This is a genomic window from Mycobacteriales bacterium (genome assembly GCA_035550055.1).
GTDB lineage: Bacteria > Actinomycetota > Actinomycetes > JAFAQI01 > JAFAQI01 > DASZTV01.
Window position 1 is genome coordinate 1 of sequence record DASZRO010000073.1, and the last position, 16,938, is coordinate 16,938.

Consider the following 16,938-nt stretch of genomic DNA (forward strand, 5'->3'; position numbering starts at 1 on the left):
AGGGCGTCATATAGCGGTCGCCCCTGACTGGAAGGCAACACCTTGCTCATTGCACAGCGCCCCACGCTGACCGAGGAGCCGATCGACGACAGTCGTTCGCGCTTCGTCATCGAGCCGCTCGAGCCCGGCTTCGGCTACACGCTCGGCAACTCGCTTCGCCGTACCTTGCTCTCGTCGATCCCGGGCGCGGCCGTCACGTCGCTGCGGATCGCCGACGTCCTCCACGAGTTCTCGACCGTGGCCGGCGTCAAGGAAGACGTCACCGACCTCATCCTCAACATCAAGAACCTCGTCGTCTCCAGCGAGCACGACGAGCCGGTCGTGATGTACCTGCGCAAGCAGGGCCCCGGCGCGGTCACCGCGGCCGACATCGCACCGCCGGCCGGTGTCGAGATCCACAACCCGGACCTGCACATCGCGACGCTGAACGCGAAGGGCAAGCTCGAGATCGAGTTCACCGTCGAGCGCGGTCGCGGCTACGTCTCCGCGGTGCAGAACAAGCAGCCCGGCCAGCCGATCGGCGTCATCCCGATCGACTCGATCTACTCGCCGGTCCTCAAGGTGACCTACAAGGTCGAGGCCACCCGAGTCGAGCAGCGCACCGACTTCGACCGGCTCGTGGTCGACGTCGAGACGAAGTCCTCGATCACGCCGCGTACGGCGATGGCGTCGGCCGGCCACACCCTGGTCGAGCTGTTCGGCCTGGCCCGCGAGCTCGACGAGAACGCCGAGGGTGTCGAGATCGGCCCGTCGCCGACCGACGCGCAGCTCATGGCCGACCTCGCACTGCCGATCGAGGAGCTCGACCTCACCGTCCGCTCCTACAACTGCCTCAAGCGCGAGGGCATCCACACCGTCGGCGAGCTGGTGTCGCGTTCCGAAGCCGACCTCATGGACATTCGCAACTTCGGCCAGAAGTCGATCGACGAGGTCAAGGGCAAGCTCGCCGGTCTCGGGCTCGCGCTCAAGGACAGCCCTCCTGGGTTCGACCCGAGCGCGGTCGTCACGACCTATGACCCGGGCTACGAGGACGGCGACGCCGGCTTCGCCGAGACCGAGCAGTACTAATACCCCACGAACTTTTCTCCCTCCGCTCGAAAACTCCGCGGGGGCCCCGAGAAAAGACAACAAGGAGTACGTAGCGATGCCCACACCTACCAAGGGACCGCGGCTCGGCGGTAGCCCGCAGCACGAGCGGCTGTTGCTGGCGAACCTCGCCACCTCGCTGTTCGAGCACGGGCGGATCACGACCACGCTGGCAAAGGCGAAGCGACTCCAGCCGCTGGCCGAGCGGATGGTGACCTTCGCCAAGAAGGGCGACATCCACGCCCGTCGCCAGGTGCTCAGCGTCGTGCGGGACAAGTCCGTCGTGCACACGTTGTTCGCCGAGATCGGCCCGGCGTTCGCCCAGCGTGCGGGCGGCTACACCCGTATCACCAAGCTCGGTCCGCGCAAGGGTGACAACGCCGCCATGGCGGTCATCGAGCTGGTCGAGTCGCAGACCGTCGGACAGCAGGCCGTCGCCGAGGCGGAGGCCGCGCGCGGCACTCGCTTCGCCCGACGTCGCCGGCCGACCGGCGCGACCGCCGAGGCGGCCGCAGAGCTCGCTGCGGAGTCGCCGACCGCTGCCGCGGTGGCCGCTGAGGCCGCTGAGGCCGCTGCCGACGACGCCGACGACGCCGGTCTCGACGTCCTGAACGACGACGCGGAGGCCGAGGCTGAGGTCGAAGCGCCCGAGGCCGAAGCGGCTGAGGTCGACGCCGTCGAGGCTGAGGCGCCGCAGGTCGAGGCGGAGCAGGCAGAGGCGGAGCAGGTCGAGGCAGAGCAGGCCGAGGCGCCGGCTGAGGACGGCGAGCCGACCGAGCCCGAGGCGTCCGCCGAGGAGTGAGCACGTCGTACGACGCCGACGAGCCCGCCACCCCTTCGGGGGACGGCGGGCTCGTCCGTCTGCGGCTCGATCTGCGTTACGACGGGACGGACTTCGCCGGGTGGGCGCGTCAGCCGGGGCAGCGCACGGTGCAGGAGACGGTCGAGGCGGCGCTGGCTCGAGTGCTGCGGCTGCCGGACCCCCCGCGGCTGACCGTTGCGGGGCGCACCGACGCCGGGGTTCACGCGATCGGCCAGGTCGCCCATGTCGATCTTGTCGACGCGCCGGAGGTGACCGGGCTGGCCCGGCGCCTCGCCGGCGTCCTGCCCGCTGATGTCGCGGTGACCGGCGTGAGCCTTCCCGCCGCCGGGTTCGACGCGCGGTTCGCCGCCACCGGCCGGCACTATCGCTACCGGATGACCGACGGCCGGCCGAACCCGCTGCGCCGTCGTGACACGGTCTTTTGGCATCGTGTCCTCGACGTGGCAACCATGCGGGAGGCCGCCCTGGGACTGGTCGGCGAGCACGACTTCGCCGCGTTCTGCCGTCGTCGCGAGGGCGCCACCACGGTTCGCCACCTCCGTTCGTTGACGGTCGCGCGCGACGACGACGACGTCATCGTGATCGGAGCGCACGCGGACGCGTTCTGCCACAACCAGGTGCGCTCGATGGTGGGGGCGCTGATCGCCGTGGGGGAGGCGCGTCGCCCGGTCGCCTGGCCGGCGGAGGTCCTCGCTGCGAAGGTTCGCGATTCGGCGGTCACGGTTGCGCCCGCGCACGGCCTGACGCTGGTCGCGGTCGACTATCCGCCCGACGATGAGCTCGGCGCGCAAGCCGAGCGCACCCGACGACGCAGGGACGAGCAATGACCGTTTCGCTCTACGAGCACGCGGGTGGCGCTGCGGCGATGCTGGCCTTGGCCTCAGCCCATCACGCCCGCTGTCTGGCGGATCCGGAGCTCAACCACCCGTTCTCCCATCCCGGCCAGAACCCGCGCCACGTCGAGCGTCTCGCGGCGTACTGGGGTGAAGCGCTCGGCGGGCCGGAGGAGTACTCGCGGCACTGCGGCAACCAGACCGACCTGCTCGCCATGCACGCGGGCAACGGTGACATGACCGACCTCGCCCAGCGGTTCGTCCGTTGCTTCATGGCGGCAGCGGACGATGCTGGTCTGCCGGCCGACCAGCCGTTCCGGGACGCGCTGCGCAGCTACATGGAGTGGGCGGTGGCGCGGTTCAACGAGCACCCCACCGGCGCCCACACGGTCGCGTCCGGCCTGTCGGTCCCGCGCTGGGACTGGGACGGGCTGGTCGGCGACGTCACCACCTAGCCGCGCGGATGAAAGTCGCTGCCGGCTCATCGAGCCACTGGGTGATGCGCATGGCCAGCACGATGTTCGTCGCGAAGCGGGCCGCTTTCAGGCCGGTCAGCTGGTTCGGCGTGCATCGCAGGATCTTCGCCAGCTGCGACCAGGTCAGCGCCTCGGCCTGACGGCGCTCGTCGAGGGCGGCGTACAGCGTTTTGAGACTCCACCGCAGCCGGCGGTCCGGCCCGCATCGCGGGAGTGTCGCGTCCGGACGGACCGATGTCGCCCCTTCAAGAAACGACTCGGGCACCCGGTCGAGCCAGTGCAACATGAACAGCGCGTGCTGGCAGCTGGTCATGCCGCGCTTCGGCATCCCGATGATCGTCGCGGGGCTGATTGGATGGTCGCCGCGCTCGGCGTTGAGCAGGTGCGACATCTGCCAGATGTCGCGGGCGACGCCGGTCCAGTTGAGGCCGCGTTCCCGCCGCTGGGCGTCGAGCGCTTCGAAGAGTGCGACGACGTCGAAGTCGAAAATCGGTGCTGGCGTCGCGGCCATGTCAGTGATGATGCACGAGTGCTGATCCACCCGTGGGATGCGACCTCGGGCGAAGCCGAGTGGCGGGCCTTCGTCGTCAACCAGGGCTTCGGCCAGCTGATCGCGTCGGGACGCGACCGTGACGTGCCGGTCGTCGTCCCCACGCAGTTCGTCCTTTCCGGCGGCGAGGTGCTGCTGCACCTGGCACGCCCGAACCCGATCTGGGGCGCGATCGAGGAGAACCCGGCCGTGCTGCTGAGCGTTGCGGGGGACTGGGCCTACATCCCGGCCGCCTGGAAGGCGATCGGCGAGGAGGGCCGGGCGTTGGGCATCCCGACGACCTACTACGCGGCGGTCCAGCTCCGCTGCGAGGCGAGCGTGGTCGACGACCCTGCCGGCAAGCTCGCCATCCTGCGCAGCCAGCTCGGTGACCTCGAGCCCGACAGCGGTCACGCCGACCCGGCGGTGCACGAGCGCAAGCTCGCCGGGATCAGAGGCTTGCGGCTGGACATCCGTGACGTCGCCGGCAAGTTCAAGTACGGCGGCAACGTCGACCGGGCGCATCGCGAAGCGATCGCGACCGACCTCGAGCGCCGGGGCGATCCCGGTGACGTCGCCGCTCGGGAGCACCTGCTGCGGCGGCTGGATTTTTGACCGCCCGACACGGCCACGGGTAACCTCGACCGGTCGCACGGGCGTCAGCCTGCGCGTCTCCTGGCGTCAGTGGCGCCGCTGGAAACCAATCGAAGACACGAAAAGGCACCCCTGTGCGTACGTTCCAACCGAAGGCTGGCCAGGTCACTCGCCAGTGGCACGTCATCGACGCAACCGATGTCGTGCTCGGTCGGCTTGCCAGCCAGACGGCTCGGCTGCTTCGCGGCAAGCACAAGCCGATCTTCGCCCCGCACATGGACACCGGTGACTTCGTCATCATCGTCAACGCCAGCAAGGTTGCCCTGACCGGCAACAAGCGGGCGGACAAGCTCGCCCACCGCCACTCCGGCTACCCGGGTGGTCTGACCTCGACCGCGATCGGCGAGTTGCTCGACAAGCGGCCGGACCGGGTCGTCGAGAAGGCGGTCAAGGGCATGCTTCCCCACAACACGCTTGGTCGCCAGATGGCCAGCAAGCTCAAGGTGTACGCCGGCCCCGACCACCCGCACCAGGCGCAGCAGCCGGTGCCTTACGAGATCACGCAGGTGGCGCAGTAGTGAGCGAGACCGTGACCGAGGACGCAATCGACGACGTCGTGGATGACGACGCCGCCACCGAGGACGACAGCCCTGCCGCGGAGACCTCCGACTACTCCCCCGAGACCACGTCGGCGCCCGCCGAGCGCAAGCCCCTCGTGCAGGTCGGCGGCCCGTCGGCGGCCACCGGTCGGCGCAAGGAGGCGATCGCCCGGGTGCGCCTGGTGCCCGGCACCGGCGTGTGGACGATCAACGGCCGCACCCTCGACGACTACTTCCCGAACAAGGTCCACCAGCAGATCGTCAACGAGCCGTTCGAGACGCTCGGCATCCCCGACGGATACGACGTCCTGGTCCGCGTCAGCGGCGGTGGCGTGTCGGGCCAGGCCGGCGCGGTCCGCCTCGGCGTCGCTCGCGCGCTGCTCGAGGTCGACGGGGCCCGCCCGCCGCTGAAGAAGGCCGGGTACCTCACCCGCGACGCGCGGGCGAAGGAACGCAAGAAGTACGGCCTCAAGAAGGCCCGCAAAGCCCCGCAGTACAGCAAGCGCTGAGAACGCGATCGGCCGCGCCCCCGGCGCCTGCGGACAGGTTCCGCACGCGGTGACGCTGTTCGGGACGGACGGCGTTCGCGGCGTTGCGGGCGTCGACCTCACGGCGGATCTCGCGAGATCACTCGCGAGCGCGGCCGTCGGCGTACTCGCCTCCGGCGTCGATCGTCCGCTCGTCGTCGTCGGTCGTGACCCACGGCCCTCCGGCGGCTGGCTGCAGGACGCGGTCGTCGACGGCCTGACCTCGGCCGGCGCGGACGTGGCGTTGCTCGGCGTCATCCCGACGCCGGCGGTTGCGCGTGCGATCGCGGACGGCCTGCCGGGACGAGCCGAGCGGCCGCGGTTCGGCGTCGTCGTCTCGGCCAGCCACAACCCGGCCGCCGACAACGGCATCAAGCTGTTCGGCGCGGGCGGCCGGAAGCTCGCCGAAACGACCGAGGCTTCGATCGAGAGCAAGCTGGGTGAGGCGTCCTCGCAGCCGTCGGCCGGCTCGGTGGTCGCCGACCTCAGCGACGATCCGAGCTGGTACGTCGAGGCCCTCCTTCGGACCTTGCCGGCCCGGCTCGACGGGCTGCGGGTGCTCGTCGACTGCGCCAACGGCGCGGCCGCCACGGTGGCCGCGGCGGTGTACGGCGGGGCCGGCGCCGACGTCACCGTGATCAACACCGACCTGTCCGGCGAGCACATCAACGACCGGTGTGGCGCGACCCACCTTGCCGCGGTGGCAGACGCGGTGAGGACCGCCGGAGCCGACGTCGGCATCTCCCACGACGGCGACGCCGATCGCTGCCTGGCCGTCGACGCTTCGGGCACGCCGGTCGACGGGGACGTGATCCTCGCGATCCTCGCCCTCGCACGGCAGCGCCAGGGCAACCTGCCGGGCGGTCGGGTCGTCGTCACGGTGATGAGCAACCTCGGGCTGCATCGGCTGATGACCGAGCACGGCATCGTCGTCGAGACCACGCCGGTCGGGGACCGCCACGTCGCCGAACGCATGCGCGTGACCGGCGCGGTGATCGGCGGCGAGCAGTCCGGCCACACGGTGCTGTCCGAGCATGCCTCGACCGGTGACGGCCTGCTGACCGGCCTGCACTTGCTGGCCGCACTGCGTCAGGCCAACCAGTCGCTCGAGTCGCTGGCGGCCCAGTTCCCGGCGTACCCGCAGGTGCTGGTCAACGTCCGGGTCGACGACGTACCCGCTGCCCTGGCGGCAGTCCAACCCGTGGCGGACGCGGTCCGGGCCGAGCTCGGCGACGACGGGCGGGTGCTGGTGCGAGCCAGCGGCACCGAGCCGCTCGTGCGCGTCATGGTCGAGGCGGCCGACGCCGGGCTAGCGCGTTCGTACGCCGAGCGGATCGCGGCGGGAATCGGATGAGACGCCGACTGGTCGCGGCGGTTGTGCTCGGCCTCGGTGTCGCGACCGTCGGCACGGCCGCTGCGCATCCGGTGCGAACCCACGCGGTGCGGACCCAGCCCGGCCCGGTCGCGCCGTCACCCGGTGCCCAGGCACTCGCGAGGTACGCGTCGATGTCGCCCGCCCAGCGGGTTGGGCAGCTGTTCATGGCAGGGGTCAGCTCGACCGGTCCCTCGTCGAGCGCGCTGACGGCGCTGGCAGCGCACCACGTCGGCAACGTGATCCTGGTCGGCAACTCCTCAGCCGGCATCGCGGGCACCGCCGGCGTCACCGGGGAGCTCTCCGCCGCGCTGAGCGTCCGCGGCGTCAAACCGTTCGTCTCCACCGATCAGGAGGGTGGCGAGGTCCAGCGGCTGTCCGGCCCGGGCTTCTCGAACATGCCGACCGCCCTTGCGCAGGGCCGGCTGGCGCCGTCGACGCTGCAGCGCCGCGCACAGACGTGGGGCGAGCAGCTGGCAGCCGCCGGCGTGAGCGTCAACCTCGCGCCGGACGCGGACACTGTGCCTGCCGGACACCCCCGCGCGAACCCGCCCATCGGCCGCTACGACCGCGAGTTCGGCGACACGCCGACCGTCGTCGCCTCGCACGCCGCCGCAGTGGTGCGCGGTGAGGACCGCGGCGGCGTCGACGTCACCGTCAAGCACTTCCCCGGGCTCGGCCGGGCGAACGGAAACACCGACCTACGCCGCCACGTCACCGACCCGACCGGCCCGCACAGCCCCTACCTCTCGCCGTTTCAGGCCGGGATCGATGCGGGCGCGCCGTTCGTCATGGTGTCGCTCGCGACGTACCCGAACATCGACCCGGGCCGTCCGGCGTGCTTCTCCCCGGCGGTGATCACCGGCCTGCTGCGCCGTGCGCTCGGCTTCACCGGCATCGTCATCTCCGACAGCTTCCACGCGAAGGCGGTCCGTGCGGTGCCGCCGGGCGAGGCAGCGGTGCGCTTCTTCCGCGCGGGCGGCACCATGCTGCTCGACACCCAGCGCTCGCCGGTCTACGCGATGGAGCGGGCGGTACGCGCGAGGGTCGAGTCCGACGCGGGATTCGCCGCCGTCGTCAAGGCCGATGTGCTGACGGTGCTGCAGGCAAAGGCCGCCGCCGGCCTGCTCTAGATTGCCGCTCATGACCTTCGCGGGCATTCCGGTCGCGGCGCTGGACTTCTACGAGGACCTCGAGAACGACAACTCGAAGTCGTTCTGGACCGCCAACAAGGCGGTGTACGACGAGCAGGTCAAGGCGCCGATCCTCGAGCTGATGGCCGCCGTCGCCGGCGAGTTCGGAGAGGGCAAGTTGTTCCGCCCGTACCGGGACATCAGGTTCGCCAAGGACAAGACGCCGTACAAGACCCACCAGGGCGTCTGGTTCGACGACAGCCGCCGCTATCTACAGGTGTCGGCCGCCGGCCTGTTCGTCGGTGGCGGCTACTGGCACACCACGTCCGAGCAGGTCGGGCGCCTTCGACGGGCCGTCGCCGACGACCGGACCGGACCCGACCTCGAGGCGGCGATCGGCGCGGTGTCGAAGGCCGGCTTGCGCGTCCACGGCGAGCAGCTCACCCGGGTGCCCGCGGGCTACGACAAGGAGCACCCGCGGGCCGACCTGCTGCGCTACAAGTCGCTGACCTGCCACAGGGAGTTCGGCTGCCCGGCGTGGCTTTCCACCAAGCGGGCGCAGACCGAGGTCGTGAAGGCGTGGCGAGCGATGAACCCGGTCGTCGACTGGCTCGACCGCCACGTCGGGACGGACTAGGACTTGGGCTTGACGACCCGGCACGTGTAGATCGTCTCGGCCCCGTGCTTGGTCCGCTTCACGACGAGGTACTCCCCGCCCTTGCGGTGCTTCGCCTTGTGCCACTTCACGCACTCCTTGCCGATGTGCGTCGGCGACGGGCTTGCGCTGGCAGCCAGGGCAACGCTCGCGCCCGGGGTGCTGTGAGCCGATGCCGCGACGGGTACGGCGACCGCAGTGGCGATTGCCGCGGTCCCCAAAGCGCCGGCGACGGCGGTCACCGTGGTGCGCCGCCGAAGTGCTCGCCGTCCGCCGGCGACGATGCCGTCGAGGTTCTGCGGCGCGGCGGGCTCGTCCTCGATCATCCTGGCGAAGCGCTCGTTCAGGTCGGTCATGACATCTCCTCAGCGAGTACCGGGTCCGCGAGCAGCGAACGCAGCGTGGAAAGGGCGCGGGCGGTCTGGCTCTTGACGGTTCCTTCGCTGCAGCCGAGCGCTTCCGCGGTCTCGATGACGGAGGCGTCCGCCCAGAAGCGAAGGACGACGGTGGCGCGCTGTCGCGCCGGCAGCCGGTCGAGTGCGTCTCGCAGCTCCAGGTGCTCGACCCCGAGCTGCTCGGGTGCGGCCTGGTCCTCGAGCACCTCGAAGGGTGCCTCCCGTCGCCACGGACGGCGACGTTCGTCGAGGTAGCAGCGGGTGAGGATGCGCCGGACGTAGGCGTCGGGCTGCTCGTCGCTGCGCAGCCGCTTCCAGGCGACGAACAGCTTCGTCAGCGTGGTCTGGACCAGGTCGTCCGCCTGATGCCAGTCGCCGCACATCAGGTAGGCGGTGCGCCGCAGCGCAGGCCGACGCGCGACGGCGTACGCGCGAAACGCGGACTCGTCCGCCTCAGTCATCGCCACAACGTCTTATACGTAACGACGCCGTCGTCGGGTTGTCATCCGTTTCGCCGGCACTGACTACCCTTCGGGGTATGTGCGGCATCGTCGGGTACGTCGGGGCCAAACCGGCGCTCGACGTCGTGATGGACGGTTTGGCCCGGCTGGAGTACCGCGGCTACGACTCCGCCGGTGTCGCCATCCGGACCGACGGCGGCGAGCTGACGGTGGTGCGCAAGGCGGGCAAGCTCGCCAACCTGCGCAGCGCGCTCGCCGACCCCGCCGCGGGCGACCTGACCGGCACCCAGGGCATCGGGCACACCCGCTGGGCGACCCACGGCGCGCCGAACGACCGCAACGCCCACCCGCACACCGACTGCACCGGCGCCGTCGCGGTCGTGCACAACGGCACCCTCGAGAACTTCACCGAGCTGCGCGACGGGTTGGAGCACCGCGGGCACACCCTGCGCAGCGAGACCGACACCGAAGCGGTCGCCCATTTGATCGAGGAGCAGTACGACGGCGACCTGGCGGCGGCCGTCCGAGCTGTCTGCCGCGAGCTCGACGGTTCGTTCGTGCTCGTCGTCAGTCACCGCGACGAGCCCGACGTGGTGGTCGGCGCCCGCCGCAACCTGCCGCTCGTCGTCGGGCTGGGCGACGGTGAGAACTTCCTCGCCAGTGACGTCACGGCGTTCATCGCGCACACCAGGACCGCCCGGCTGGTCGACCAGGACCAGGTCGTCGTGCTGCGTCGCGACCAGGTCACGGTCACCGACCTCGACGGCGATCCCGTCCGCGGCGAGGAGTTCCACGTCGACTGGGACGTGGCGGCGGCCGAGAAGTCCGGTTACGAGTACTTCATGCTCAAGGAGATCGACGAGCAGCCCGAGTCGGTGCGCGAGACGATCGGTGGCCGCCTCGACCCGGCCGGGCGACTGATCCTCGACGAGCTGGCCATGAGCGACGAGGACATCCAAGGCCTGACGCAGGTGATCGTGGTCGCCGCCGGCTCGTCGTACCACTCCGGCCTCGTCGGCAAGTACGCGATCGAACGCTGGGCCCGGTTGCCGGTGCAGGTCGAGATGGCCAGCGAGTTCCGCTACCGCGACCCCGTGCTGGACCAGCACACGCTCGTCGTCGCGGTCAGCCAGAGCGGGGAGACCGCAGACACGCTCGAAGCGGTCCGGCACGCCCGCCGGCAACGGGCCTGGGTGCTGGCCGTCAGCAACACCGTCGGGTCCTCGATCGCGCGCGAGAGCGACGCGACGTTCTACACCCGCTGCGGCCCGGAGATCGCCGTCGCCTCGACCAAAGCCGTGATGTCACAGCTCGCGGCGATGTACCTCGTCGGGCTGCACCTCGCGCAGATCCGCGGCTATCGCGACGACGACGAGGTGCGGTCGCATTTCCACGACTTGTCCCTCACACCCGACCTGGTCGCCGAGGTCCTGAACCGGATGGACCCGGTTCGCAAGCTGGCACGCGAGATCGCCGGTCACGAGCGGGTCCTCTTCCTCGGTCGCCACGTCGGCTACCCGATGGCGCTGGAAGGTGCGTTGAAGCTCAAAGAGCTCGCTTACGTGTCGGCGGAAGGTTTCCCGGCCGGGGAGATCAAGCACGGCCCCATCGCGCTGATCGACAAGGGAACACCGGTCGTGGTGATCGCACCACGCCACGCCCTGACCCCGAAGCTGGTCACCAACGTGCAGGAGATCCGCGCCCGCGGCGCGCGAACGATCGTCATCGCCACCGACGGCGACGAAAGCCTGACTCCTCACGCCGACGAGCTGATCCGGATCCCCAACACCAAGTCGTTGTTGTCGCCGCTGCTGGCGATCGTCCCGATGCAGGTGCTCGCCGCCGAGTTCGCGATGGCTCGCGGGCTCGACATCGACCAGCCGCGCAACCTGGCCAAGAGCGTCACGGTCGAATAGGTGATCGTCGGGATCGGGGTCGACGTTGCAAGCCTCGACCGGTTCGCCGAGAGCCTCGAACGCACTCCGCATTTGCGGGAGCGACTGTTCACGCCGGACGAGCGGGCGGCGAAGCCCGAGTCGCTGGCCGCGACGTTCGCCGCGAAGGAAGCTGTGGCGAAGGCCCTCGGCGCGCCGGGCGGGCTGGACTGGCACGACGTCGAGGTGCGCCACGATCCGGCTGGCGCGCCGTACCTCGCGGTGACCGGCACCGTCGCGCAAGCCTCCCTCGACAAGCGCATCGACCGGTGGCACCTGTCGATCTCGCACGACGCGGGGGTGGTCGTCGCGATGGTGATTGCGGAGACCGTCTGATGCGCGCGGCGTACGACGCGGACACGGTTCGCAGCGCCGAGCAGGCGCTGCTGGACGCGTTGCCCGAAGGAACGCTGATGCAGCGGGCTGCGCACGCGCTCGCACGCCGTTGCGCCGAGCTGCTCGCGCCGGTCTACGGCTCGCGTGTCGTTCTGCTCGTCGGGTCGGGCGGCAACGGCGGGGACGCGCTCTACGCCGGAGCGCAGCTGGCGCGACGCGGCGCGCGCGTCGACGCGTTGCTGCTCAGCCCGACGCCGCTCGCGCCAGCCCTCGCCGCGCTGCATGACAGCGGCGGCAGGTCGCGCCCGGCCGGCGGCGACCGCGACGGCGAGCTGCTCAACGCCGCGGACCTGGTCGTGGACGGCATGGTCGGCATCGGCGCGTCCGGCGCGCTGCGCGCCCCGATGGCGCGCCTGGCGCAGCTGTCGGCCGACAGCGACGCCACCGTCGTCGCCGTCGACGTCCCCAGCGGGATCGACGCCTCGACCGGCACCGTGGACGGCGTCGCGGTACACGCGAACGTCACGGTGACGTTCGGGGGGATCAAGACCGGTCTGCTGGTCGACCCGGGGGCCGCACACGCCGGCCTCGTCGAGCTCGTCGAGATCGGGCTCGACCTCCCGGCATCCCGCTTCACAGCGCTGGATGCCGGGGACGTCGCCGCGCTCATGCCGCGACCGGCGGCGGAGTCGGACAAGTATCGCCGCGGGGTGCTGGGCGTTGTCGCGGGCAGCAACGGCTATCCCGGCGCGGCGCTGCTCTCGGTGGGCGGCGCCCTCGCGACCGGCCCCGGGATGGTCCGCTTCGTCGGAACCTACGGACCGGCCCACGTGGTGCGGTTGCGCTGGCCCGAGGCGGTCGTGACCGAGATCCAGGCCGGCGACGCGGACGCGATGCTCGACGCCGGCCGGGTCCAGGCCTGGGTCGTCGGCCCCGGCCTGGGTACGGGCGAGGAGGCGCGTGCCCTGGTGGCGGCAGCGCTCGACACCGAGGTGCCGGTGCTGCTCGACGCGGACGCCATCACGATCGTCGCGGCCAGCCCTGACCTGGTCAGCGGACGCGACCAACCCACGCTTCTCACCCCACACGCCGGCGAGCTGGCGAGACTGATCGACCGCGACCGTGGCTGGATCGAGGGCCATCGGATCGAGGCCGCCTGCGGCGCCGCCCGCTCACTCGGCGCGACGGTCCTGCTCAAAGGATCGACCACGATCGTCGCGGAGCCGTCCGGCGACGTACGCGTCAACACCGTGTCGACGCCGTACCTCGCCACCGCTGGGAGTGGCGATGTGCTGTCCGGGGTGTGCGGCGCGCTGCTGGCCGGCGGCGTGAGCGCGCTGGATGCCGGATCGGCCGGTGCGTTCGTTCATGGCCTCGCCGGCTTGGTGGCGGCGGGGCAGCCGGCGGCGCCGATCACCGCGATCAGCGTCGTCGAGGCGATTGCGGAGGCGATCCGCCGGACCCGCTGACAGACTGTGGGGGTGAGCGTGTCGGCTGCCCGGATCGACCTTTCCGCGATCCGCAGCAACGTCGCAGCCCTGAAGCGATACGCCGGGAGCGCCGCCGTGATGGCGGTGGTCAAGGCCGACGGCTACGGGCACGGCATGGTCGAGTGCGCCCGGGCGGCACTGGCGGGCGGCGCCAGCTGGCTCGGCGTCGCCATGGCGGACGAGGCGCTGGCGCTGCGTGCGGCCGGCATCGACGCGCCGACGCTCGTCTGGCTGCTCGGCCCGCACGACGACTGGAGCGCCGTGGTGGCCGCCGGGGTCGACGTGGGAGTCAACGCCGGGTGGGCGCTCGACCGCGCGGTCGCGGCCGCCACCGCCACCGGGCGCTCCACCCGGGTCCACCTGAAGGTCGACACCGGGCTCGGTCGGGGCGGCGCCCAGCCCGCGGACTGGCCGGACCTCGTCGCGGCCGCCGCCAAGGCCCAGGCCGACGCGAGCATCGAGGTCGTCGGCGTGTGGTCGCATCTTGCGTACGCCGACGAGCCGCAGCACCCGACCATCGAGGCGCAGCGGCGGGCGTTCGAGGACGCCCTCGAGCTCGCCGAGCACGCGGGGATCAGCCCGGTCGTGCGGCATCTCGCCAACTCCGCGGCGACGCTTCGGCTGCCCGACACCCACTACGACCTGGTGCGTCCCGGCGTGGCGGTCTACGGGCTCTCGCCGGGACCGGCGGTCGGCGTGGCCGGCGAGCTCGGTCTCGTCCCTGCGATGAGGTTGACCACGCAGGTCGCGCTCGCCAAGCGGGTCCCGGCCGGTCACGGCGTGTCCTACGGACACCAGTACACGACGCAGCGGGAGACGACGCTCGCGGTGGTCCCGCTCGGCTACGCCGACGGCGTGCCGCGCCATCTGACCAACGTCGGAGAGGTGTCGGTCGCTGGCCGGCGCTACCGCGTTGCCGGCCGGATCTGCATGGACCAGTTCGTCATCGACGTGGGCGACGACTCGGTCGCGGCAGGCGACGAGGTGGTGTTGTTCGGCTCGGGCGCGGCAGGGGAGCCGACGGCGGAGGACTGGGCGAGCGCGGTCGGCACCATCAACTACGAAATCGTCACGAGAGTGGGAGCCCGCGTGCCGCGTCGATACCTCTCCGCGTCATGAGCCGTCGTCGCAACGTCGGGCTCGTCGCGCTGGCGACCGGCATCGCCGGCACCGCGGTCGCGGCGGGTGTGGCTGCGGAACGACGCGCGGTCGGACGGGCACGGTCGGCGCCCGACCCGTACGCCGACGAGCCGTTCGGCAAGCTCCACACCGAGGGCATCGAGGTCGTCACCTCCGACGGGGTGCCACTGCACGTCGAGATCGACGGCAACCTCGACGCGCCGCTGACGGTCGTCTTCGCTCACGGCTTCACGTTGCGGATGGACGCGTTCCACTTCCAGCGCCGCGATCTGGGTGAGCTGGCCCGCCTGGTCTTCTACGACCAGCGCAGTCACGGCAGGTCCGGGCGATCCGCCCCTGAGCGCTGCACGATCGACCAGCTCGGCAAGGACCTCGACGCGGTGCTACAGGCCGTCGCACCGACCGGCCCGGTCGTTCTGGTCGGCCACTCGATGGGCGGCATGACGATCCTCGCCCTCGCCGACCAGCGGCCGGAGCTCTTCGGCGATCGGATCGTCGGGGTCGGCCTGCTCTCCACCTCGACCGGCAACCTGGCCAAGGAGCTGGTGGGCCTGCCGGGAATCGTCTCGCGCCTGGTCAGCCCGCTGGTGCCGCGCGGGGCGACGTTGGTCCGCAAGCGGGCCGCGGTCCTCGAACGCGGACGCCGCGTCGGCAGCGACTTCGGCTTCATCGTCACGCGCTATGTGTCCTTCGGGCCTGGCGCGGCGCCGTCGCTCGTCGCCTTCATGGAACAGATGCTGCTCGACACTCCGATCGAGGTGATGAGCGAGTTCTTCGACACCTTCCTGTCCCACGACAAGCTGAAGGCGCTCGACGTGCTCGACGGTTTGCCGGTGCTCGTCTCGTGCGGGAGCGCCGACGTACTCACCCCGCTGTCGCACAGCCAGGTGATCGCGACCGCTCTGCCGTCGGCTGAGCTCCAGGTGCTCGACGGTGCCAACCACATGGCAAAGCTGGAACGCCACGAGGACGTCAACGCCGCGCTGCGCAGGCTCGTCGAACGTGCGTCAGCCTGACCCCGCGGCCGTCGAGATCAGCGATCGCGCCAAGGCGTGCGCCGATCTCGCGCGGCTCGCCGCCGAAGCGCGAGGCTGCGTCGCCTGCCCGGAGCTCGCCATCACCCGACGGCAGGTCGTCGTCGGCGATGCGGTCGTCGGCAGCAGGCTGCTGATCGTCGGCGAGGCCCCCGGCGCCACCGAGGACGAATCCGGTCGTCCCTTCGTCGGCAAGGGCGGCCAGCTGTTGGACCGGCTCCTGGCCGAAGCGGGGATCGCGCGAGCGGACGTGTCGGTGCTCAACGTGTTGAAGTGCCGGCCGCCCGCCAATCGCACCCCGACGCGGGCAGAGGTGAGCCGCTGCACCGGATGGCTGGACCGCCAGCTCGACCTGCTCGACCCGCCGCTCGTGCTCACCCTCGGGCGGACCGCCCTGACCTGGGCACTCGGAGCGAAGACGACCCTCGACGCGGTACGCCACCAGGTGCACGAGTGGCGGGGCCGGCGGCTGGTCGCCTCCTACCACCCGTCGGCGGCGCTGCGGTTCGGCCCGAACGGGCCGCCGCACGTCGCCCTCGCGGCCGACCTCCGGTTCGTCGCGGAGGTGCTCCGGTGAGCGTGCGCGTGAGGACACCGGAGGCGATGCGCGAGCTCGGCGTCGAGCTGGCGGCCGGGCTGAAGCCGGGTGACCTGGTGCTGCTGATCGGGCCGGTCGGCGCCGGCAAGACGACGCTGGCGCAGGGCATCGGCGCGGGGCTCGGCGTGTCGGGCGTGCTCTCGCCGACCTTCGTGATCGCGAGGGTGCACGCCGACGGGCGCGTGCCGCTGGTACACGTCGACGCCTACCGGCTGTCCTCGATCGAAGAGGTCGACGACCTCGATCTCGACGCCTCGCTCGAGGAGTCGGTGACCCTCGTCGAGTGGGGCGAAGGACTGGTCGAAGGGCTGGCCGGCAACCGGCTCGAGATCCGCATCGAGCGTGACGACGACGACGTACGACGGGTCGACGTGGCCGCGATCGGCGAGCGCTGGGCTACCAGCCCACTGAGCCCTCGACGAGCTCTCTGATCAGGTCGGCGTGGCCGTTGTGCCGGGCGTACTCCTCGATCATGTGGTTGTAGGCCCAGCGCAGCGACACGTCCTCGCCCCGGCGTACGCCGGTGTGGTCGAGCGGCAGCCGCGCCACCGCCTCACGGGCCGCCGTGATCTCGGACTGCCACCACGACAGGTCCGCCTCCCAGTCGGCTTCCTCGACGGCGAAGTCGGCGTCCTCGTCCGTCGTGTAGTCGAGGACGAGGGGCGCATCGTCCTGAGCGACGACCCGCCGGAACCACTGTCGCTCGACCTCCGCCATGTGGCGTACCAGACCGTGCAACGACATCAGTGACGTCCCTACCGGCCGTGCCTTGCGCTGAGCGTCGGTGAGGCCTTCGCACTTGAACAGCAGCGTCATGCGGTGGAACTCCAGCCACCCTTCGAGCATCGCCCGCTCGTCCAGCAGGAACGCCGGCTCGATCCGCCGCGGGTCCTTGATGTCTGCGACCATGGCCATCAGTGTCC

General features: G+C 71.1%; 21 protein-coding genes. 17 read left to right on the forward strand and 4 right to left on the reverse strand.

Annotated features, from left to right (window positions below; translation table 11 throughout):
• The first annotated feature begins 42 nt into the window (after positions 1-42).
• The 4 genes from VG899_10990 (at position 43) to VG899_11005 (ending at position 3,197) form a co-directional block, all read left to right on the forward strand.
• Positions 43-1,068: a DNA-directed RNA polymerase subunit alpha gene (locus VG899_10990; GenBank protein ID HWA66881.1), complete on the forward strand. Its 1,026-nt coding sequence runs from the start codon at positions 43-45 to the stop codon at positions 1,066-1,068.
• Positions 1,069-1,144: 76 nt separating this feature from the next.
• Positions 1,145-1,888, forward strand: coding sequence for a 50S ribosomal protein L17 (rplQ, locus tag VG899_10995; GenBank protein HWA66882.1), 744 nt, complete (start codon positions 1,145-1,147; stop codon positions 1,886-1,888).
• Positions 1,885-2,736 (forward strand): tRNA pseudouridine(38-40) synthase TruA, encoded by an 852-nt coding sequence (gene truA, locus VG899_11000; protein ID HWA66883.1) that lies wholly within the window; start codon positions 1,885-1,887, stop codon positions 2,734-2,736. The genes rplQ and truA overlap by 4 nt, the downstream gene beginning before the upstream one ends.
• A complete protein-coding gene (locus VG899_11005; GenBank protein ID HWA66884.1) occupies positions 2,733-3,197 on the forward strand; it encodes an oxidoreductase in 465 nt (154 codons plus the stop codon). Before truA ends, VG899_11005 begins: the two co-directional genes overlap by 4 nt.
• Here the strand turns inward: VG899_11005 and VG899_11010 are convergent.
• Positions 3,187-3,729, reverse strand: coding sequence for a hypothetical protein (locus tag VG899_11010; GenBank protein HWA66885.1), 543 nt, complete (start codon positions 3,727-3,729; stop codon positions 3,187-3,189). The two genes, VG899_11005 and VG899_11010, sit on opposite strands and share 11 nt — an antisense overlap.
• Positions 3,730-3,747: 18 nt before the next feature.
• Here VG899_11010 and VG899_11015 point away from each other — a divergent pair, with 18 nt between their 5' ends.
• The 6 genes from VG899_11015 to VG899_11040 all read left to right on the forward strand — a co-directional run bounded on the left by VG899_11015 (position 3,748) and on the right by VG899_11040 (position 8,609).
• Positions 3,748-4,362, forward strand: coding sequence for an FMN-binding negative transcriptional regulator (locus VG899_11015; protein ID HWA66886.1), 615 nt, complete (start codon positions 3,748-3,750; stop codon positions 4,360-4,362).
• 113 nt (positions 4,363-4,475) lie between these two features.
• A complete protein-coding gene (gene rplM / locus VG899_11020) occupies positions 4,476-4,919 on the forward strand; it encodes a 50S ribosomal protein L13 (protein ID HWA66887.1) in 444 nt (147 codons plus the stop codon).
• Entirely contained in the window at positions 4,919-5,449 is a 531-nt protein-coding gene (gene rpsI, locus VG899_11025) for a 30S ribosomal protein S9 (GenBank protein ID HWA66888.1), read from the forward strand. The genes rplM and rpsI overlap by 1 nt, the downstream gene beginning before the upstream one ends.
• A 49-nt stretch (positions 5,450-5,498) precedes the next feature.
• A complete protein-coding gene (gene glmM, locus VG899_11030; protein HWA66889.1) occupies positions 5,499-6,821 on the forward strand; it encodes a phosphoglucosamine mutase in 1,323 nt (440 codons plus the stop codon).
• The gene (locus tag VG899_11035) at positions 6,818-7,972 is read left to right on the forward strand and encodes a glycoside hydrolase family 3 N-terminal domain-containing protein (GenBank protein ID HWA66890.1); all 1,155 of its coding nucleotides are present in this window, start codon (positions 6,818-6,820) and stop codon (positions 7,970-7,972) included. Before glmM ends, VG899_11035 begins: the two co-directional genes overlap by 4 nt.
• A gap of 10 nt (positions 7,973-7,982) precedes the next feature.
• A complete protein-coding gene (locus VG899_11040) occupies positions 7,983-8,609 on the forward strand; it encodes a DUF2461 domain-containing protein (GenBank protein ID HWA66891.1) in 627 nt (208 codons plus the stop codon).
• Here VG899_11040 and VG899_11045 read toward each other — a convergent pair.
• Both VG899_11045 and VG899_11050 read right to left on the reverse strand, forming a co-directional pair.
• Positions 8,606-8,983, reverse strand: coding sequence for a hypothetical protein (locus VG899_11045; GenBank protein ID HWA66892.1), 378 nt, complete (start codon positions 8,981-8,983; stop codon positions 8,606-8,608). The two genes, VG899_11040 and VG899_11045, sit on opposite strands and share 4 nt — an antisense overlap.
• Positions 8,980-9,483: a SigE family RNA polymerase sigma factor gene (locus tag VG899_11050; GenBank protein ID HWA66893.1), complete on the reverse strand. Its 504-nt coding sequence runs from the start codon at positions 9,481-9,483 to the stop codon at positions 8,980-8,982. The genes VG899_11045 and VG899_11050 overlap by 4 nt, the downstream gene beginning before the upstream one ends.
• 77 nt (positions 9,484-9,560) lie before the next feature.
• Between VG899_11050 and glmS the strand changes: the two genes are divergently transcribed.
• The 7 genes from glmS to tsaE are packed head-to-tail and all read left to right on the forward strand — an operon-like array spanning position 9,561 to position 16,446.
• Positions 9,561-11,399, forward strand: a complete 1,839-nt coding sequence (gene glmS, locus VG899_11055; protein ID HWA66894.1) for a glutamine--fructose-6-phosphate transaminase (isomerizing) — start codon at positions 9,561-9,563, stop codon at positions 11,397-11,399.
• Positions 11,400-11,753: a holo-ACP synthase gene (locus VG899_11060; protein HWA66895.1), complete on the forward strand. Its 354-nt coding sequence runs from the start codon at positions 11,400-11,402 to the stop codon at positions 11,751-11,753.
• Entirely contained in the window at positions 11,753-13,222 is a 1,470-nt protein-coding gene (locus VG899_11065; GenBank protein HWA66896.1) for an NAD(P)H-hydrate dehydratase, read from the forward strand. Before VG899_11060 ends, VG899_11065 begins: the two co-directional genes overlap by 1 nt.
• 12 nt (positions 13,223-13,234) lie before the next feature.
• Positions 13,235-14,362 (forward strand): alanine racemase, encoded by a 1,128-nt coding sequence (alr, locus tag VG899_11070; protein ID HWA66897.1) that lies wholly within the window; start codon positions 13,235-13,237, stop codon positions 14,360-14,362.
• The gene (locus VG899_11075) at positions 14,359-15,399 is read left to right on the forward strand and encodes an alpha/beta hydrolase (GenBank protein ID HWA66898.1); all 1,041 of its coding nucleotides are present in this window, start codon (positions 14,359-14,361) and stop codon (positions 15,397-15,399) included. The genes alr and VG899_11075 overlap by 4 nt, the downstream gene beginning before the upstream one ends.
• Entirely contained in the window at positions 15,386-15,994 is a 609-nt protein-coding gene (locus VG899_11080) for a uracil-DNA glycosylase (GenBank protein ID HWA66899.1), read from the forward strand. Before VG899_11075 ends, VG899_11080 begins: the two co-directional genes overlap by 14 nt.
• Positions 15,991-16,446, forward strand: a complete 456-nt coding sequence (gene tsaE / locus VG899_11085; GenBank protein HWA66900.1) for a tRNA (adenosine(37)-N6)-threonylcarbamoyltransferase complex ATPase subunit type 1 TsaE — start codon at positions 15,991-15,993, stop codon at positions 16,444-16,446. Before VG899_11080 ends, tsaE begins: the two co-directional genes overlap by 4 nt.
• Here the strand turns inward: tsaE and VG899_11090 are convergent.
• Entirely contained in the window at positions 16,412-16,930 is a 519-nt protein-coding gene (locus VG899_11090) for a DinB family protein (protein ID HWA66901.1), read from the reverse strand. The two genes, tsaE and VG899_11090, sit on opposite strands and share 35 nt — an antisense overlap.
• Between the last annotated feature and the right edge of the window lie 8 nt (positions 16,931-16,938).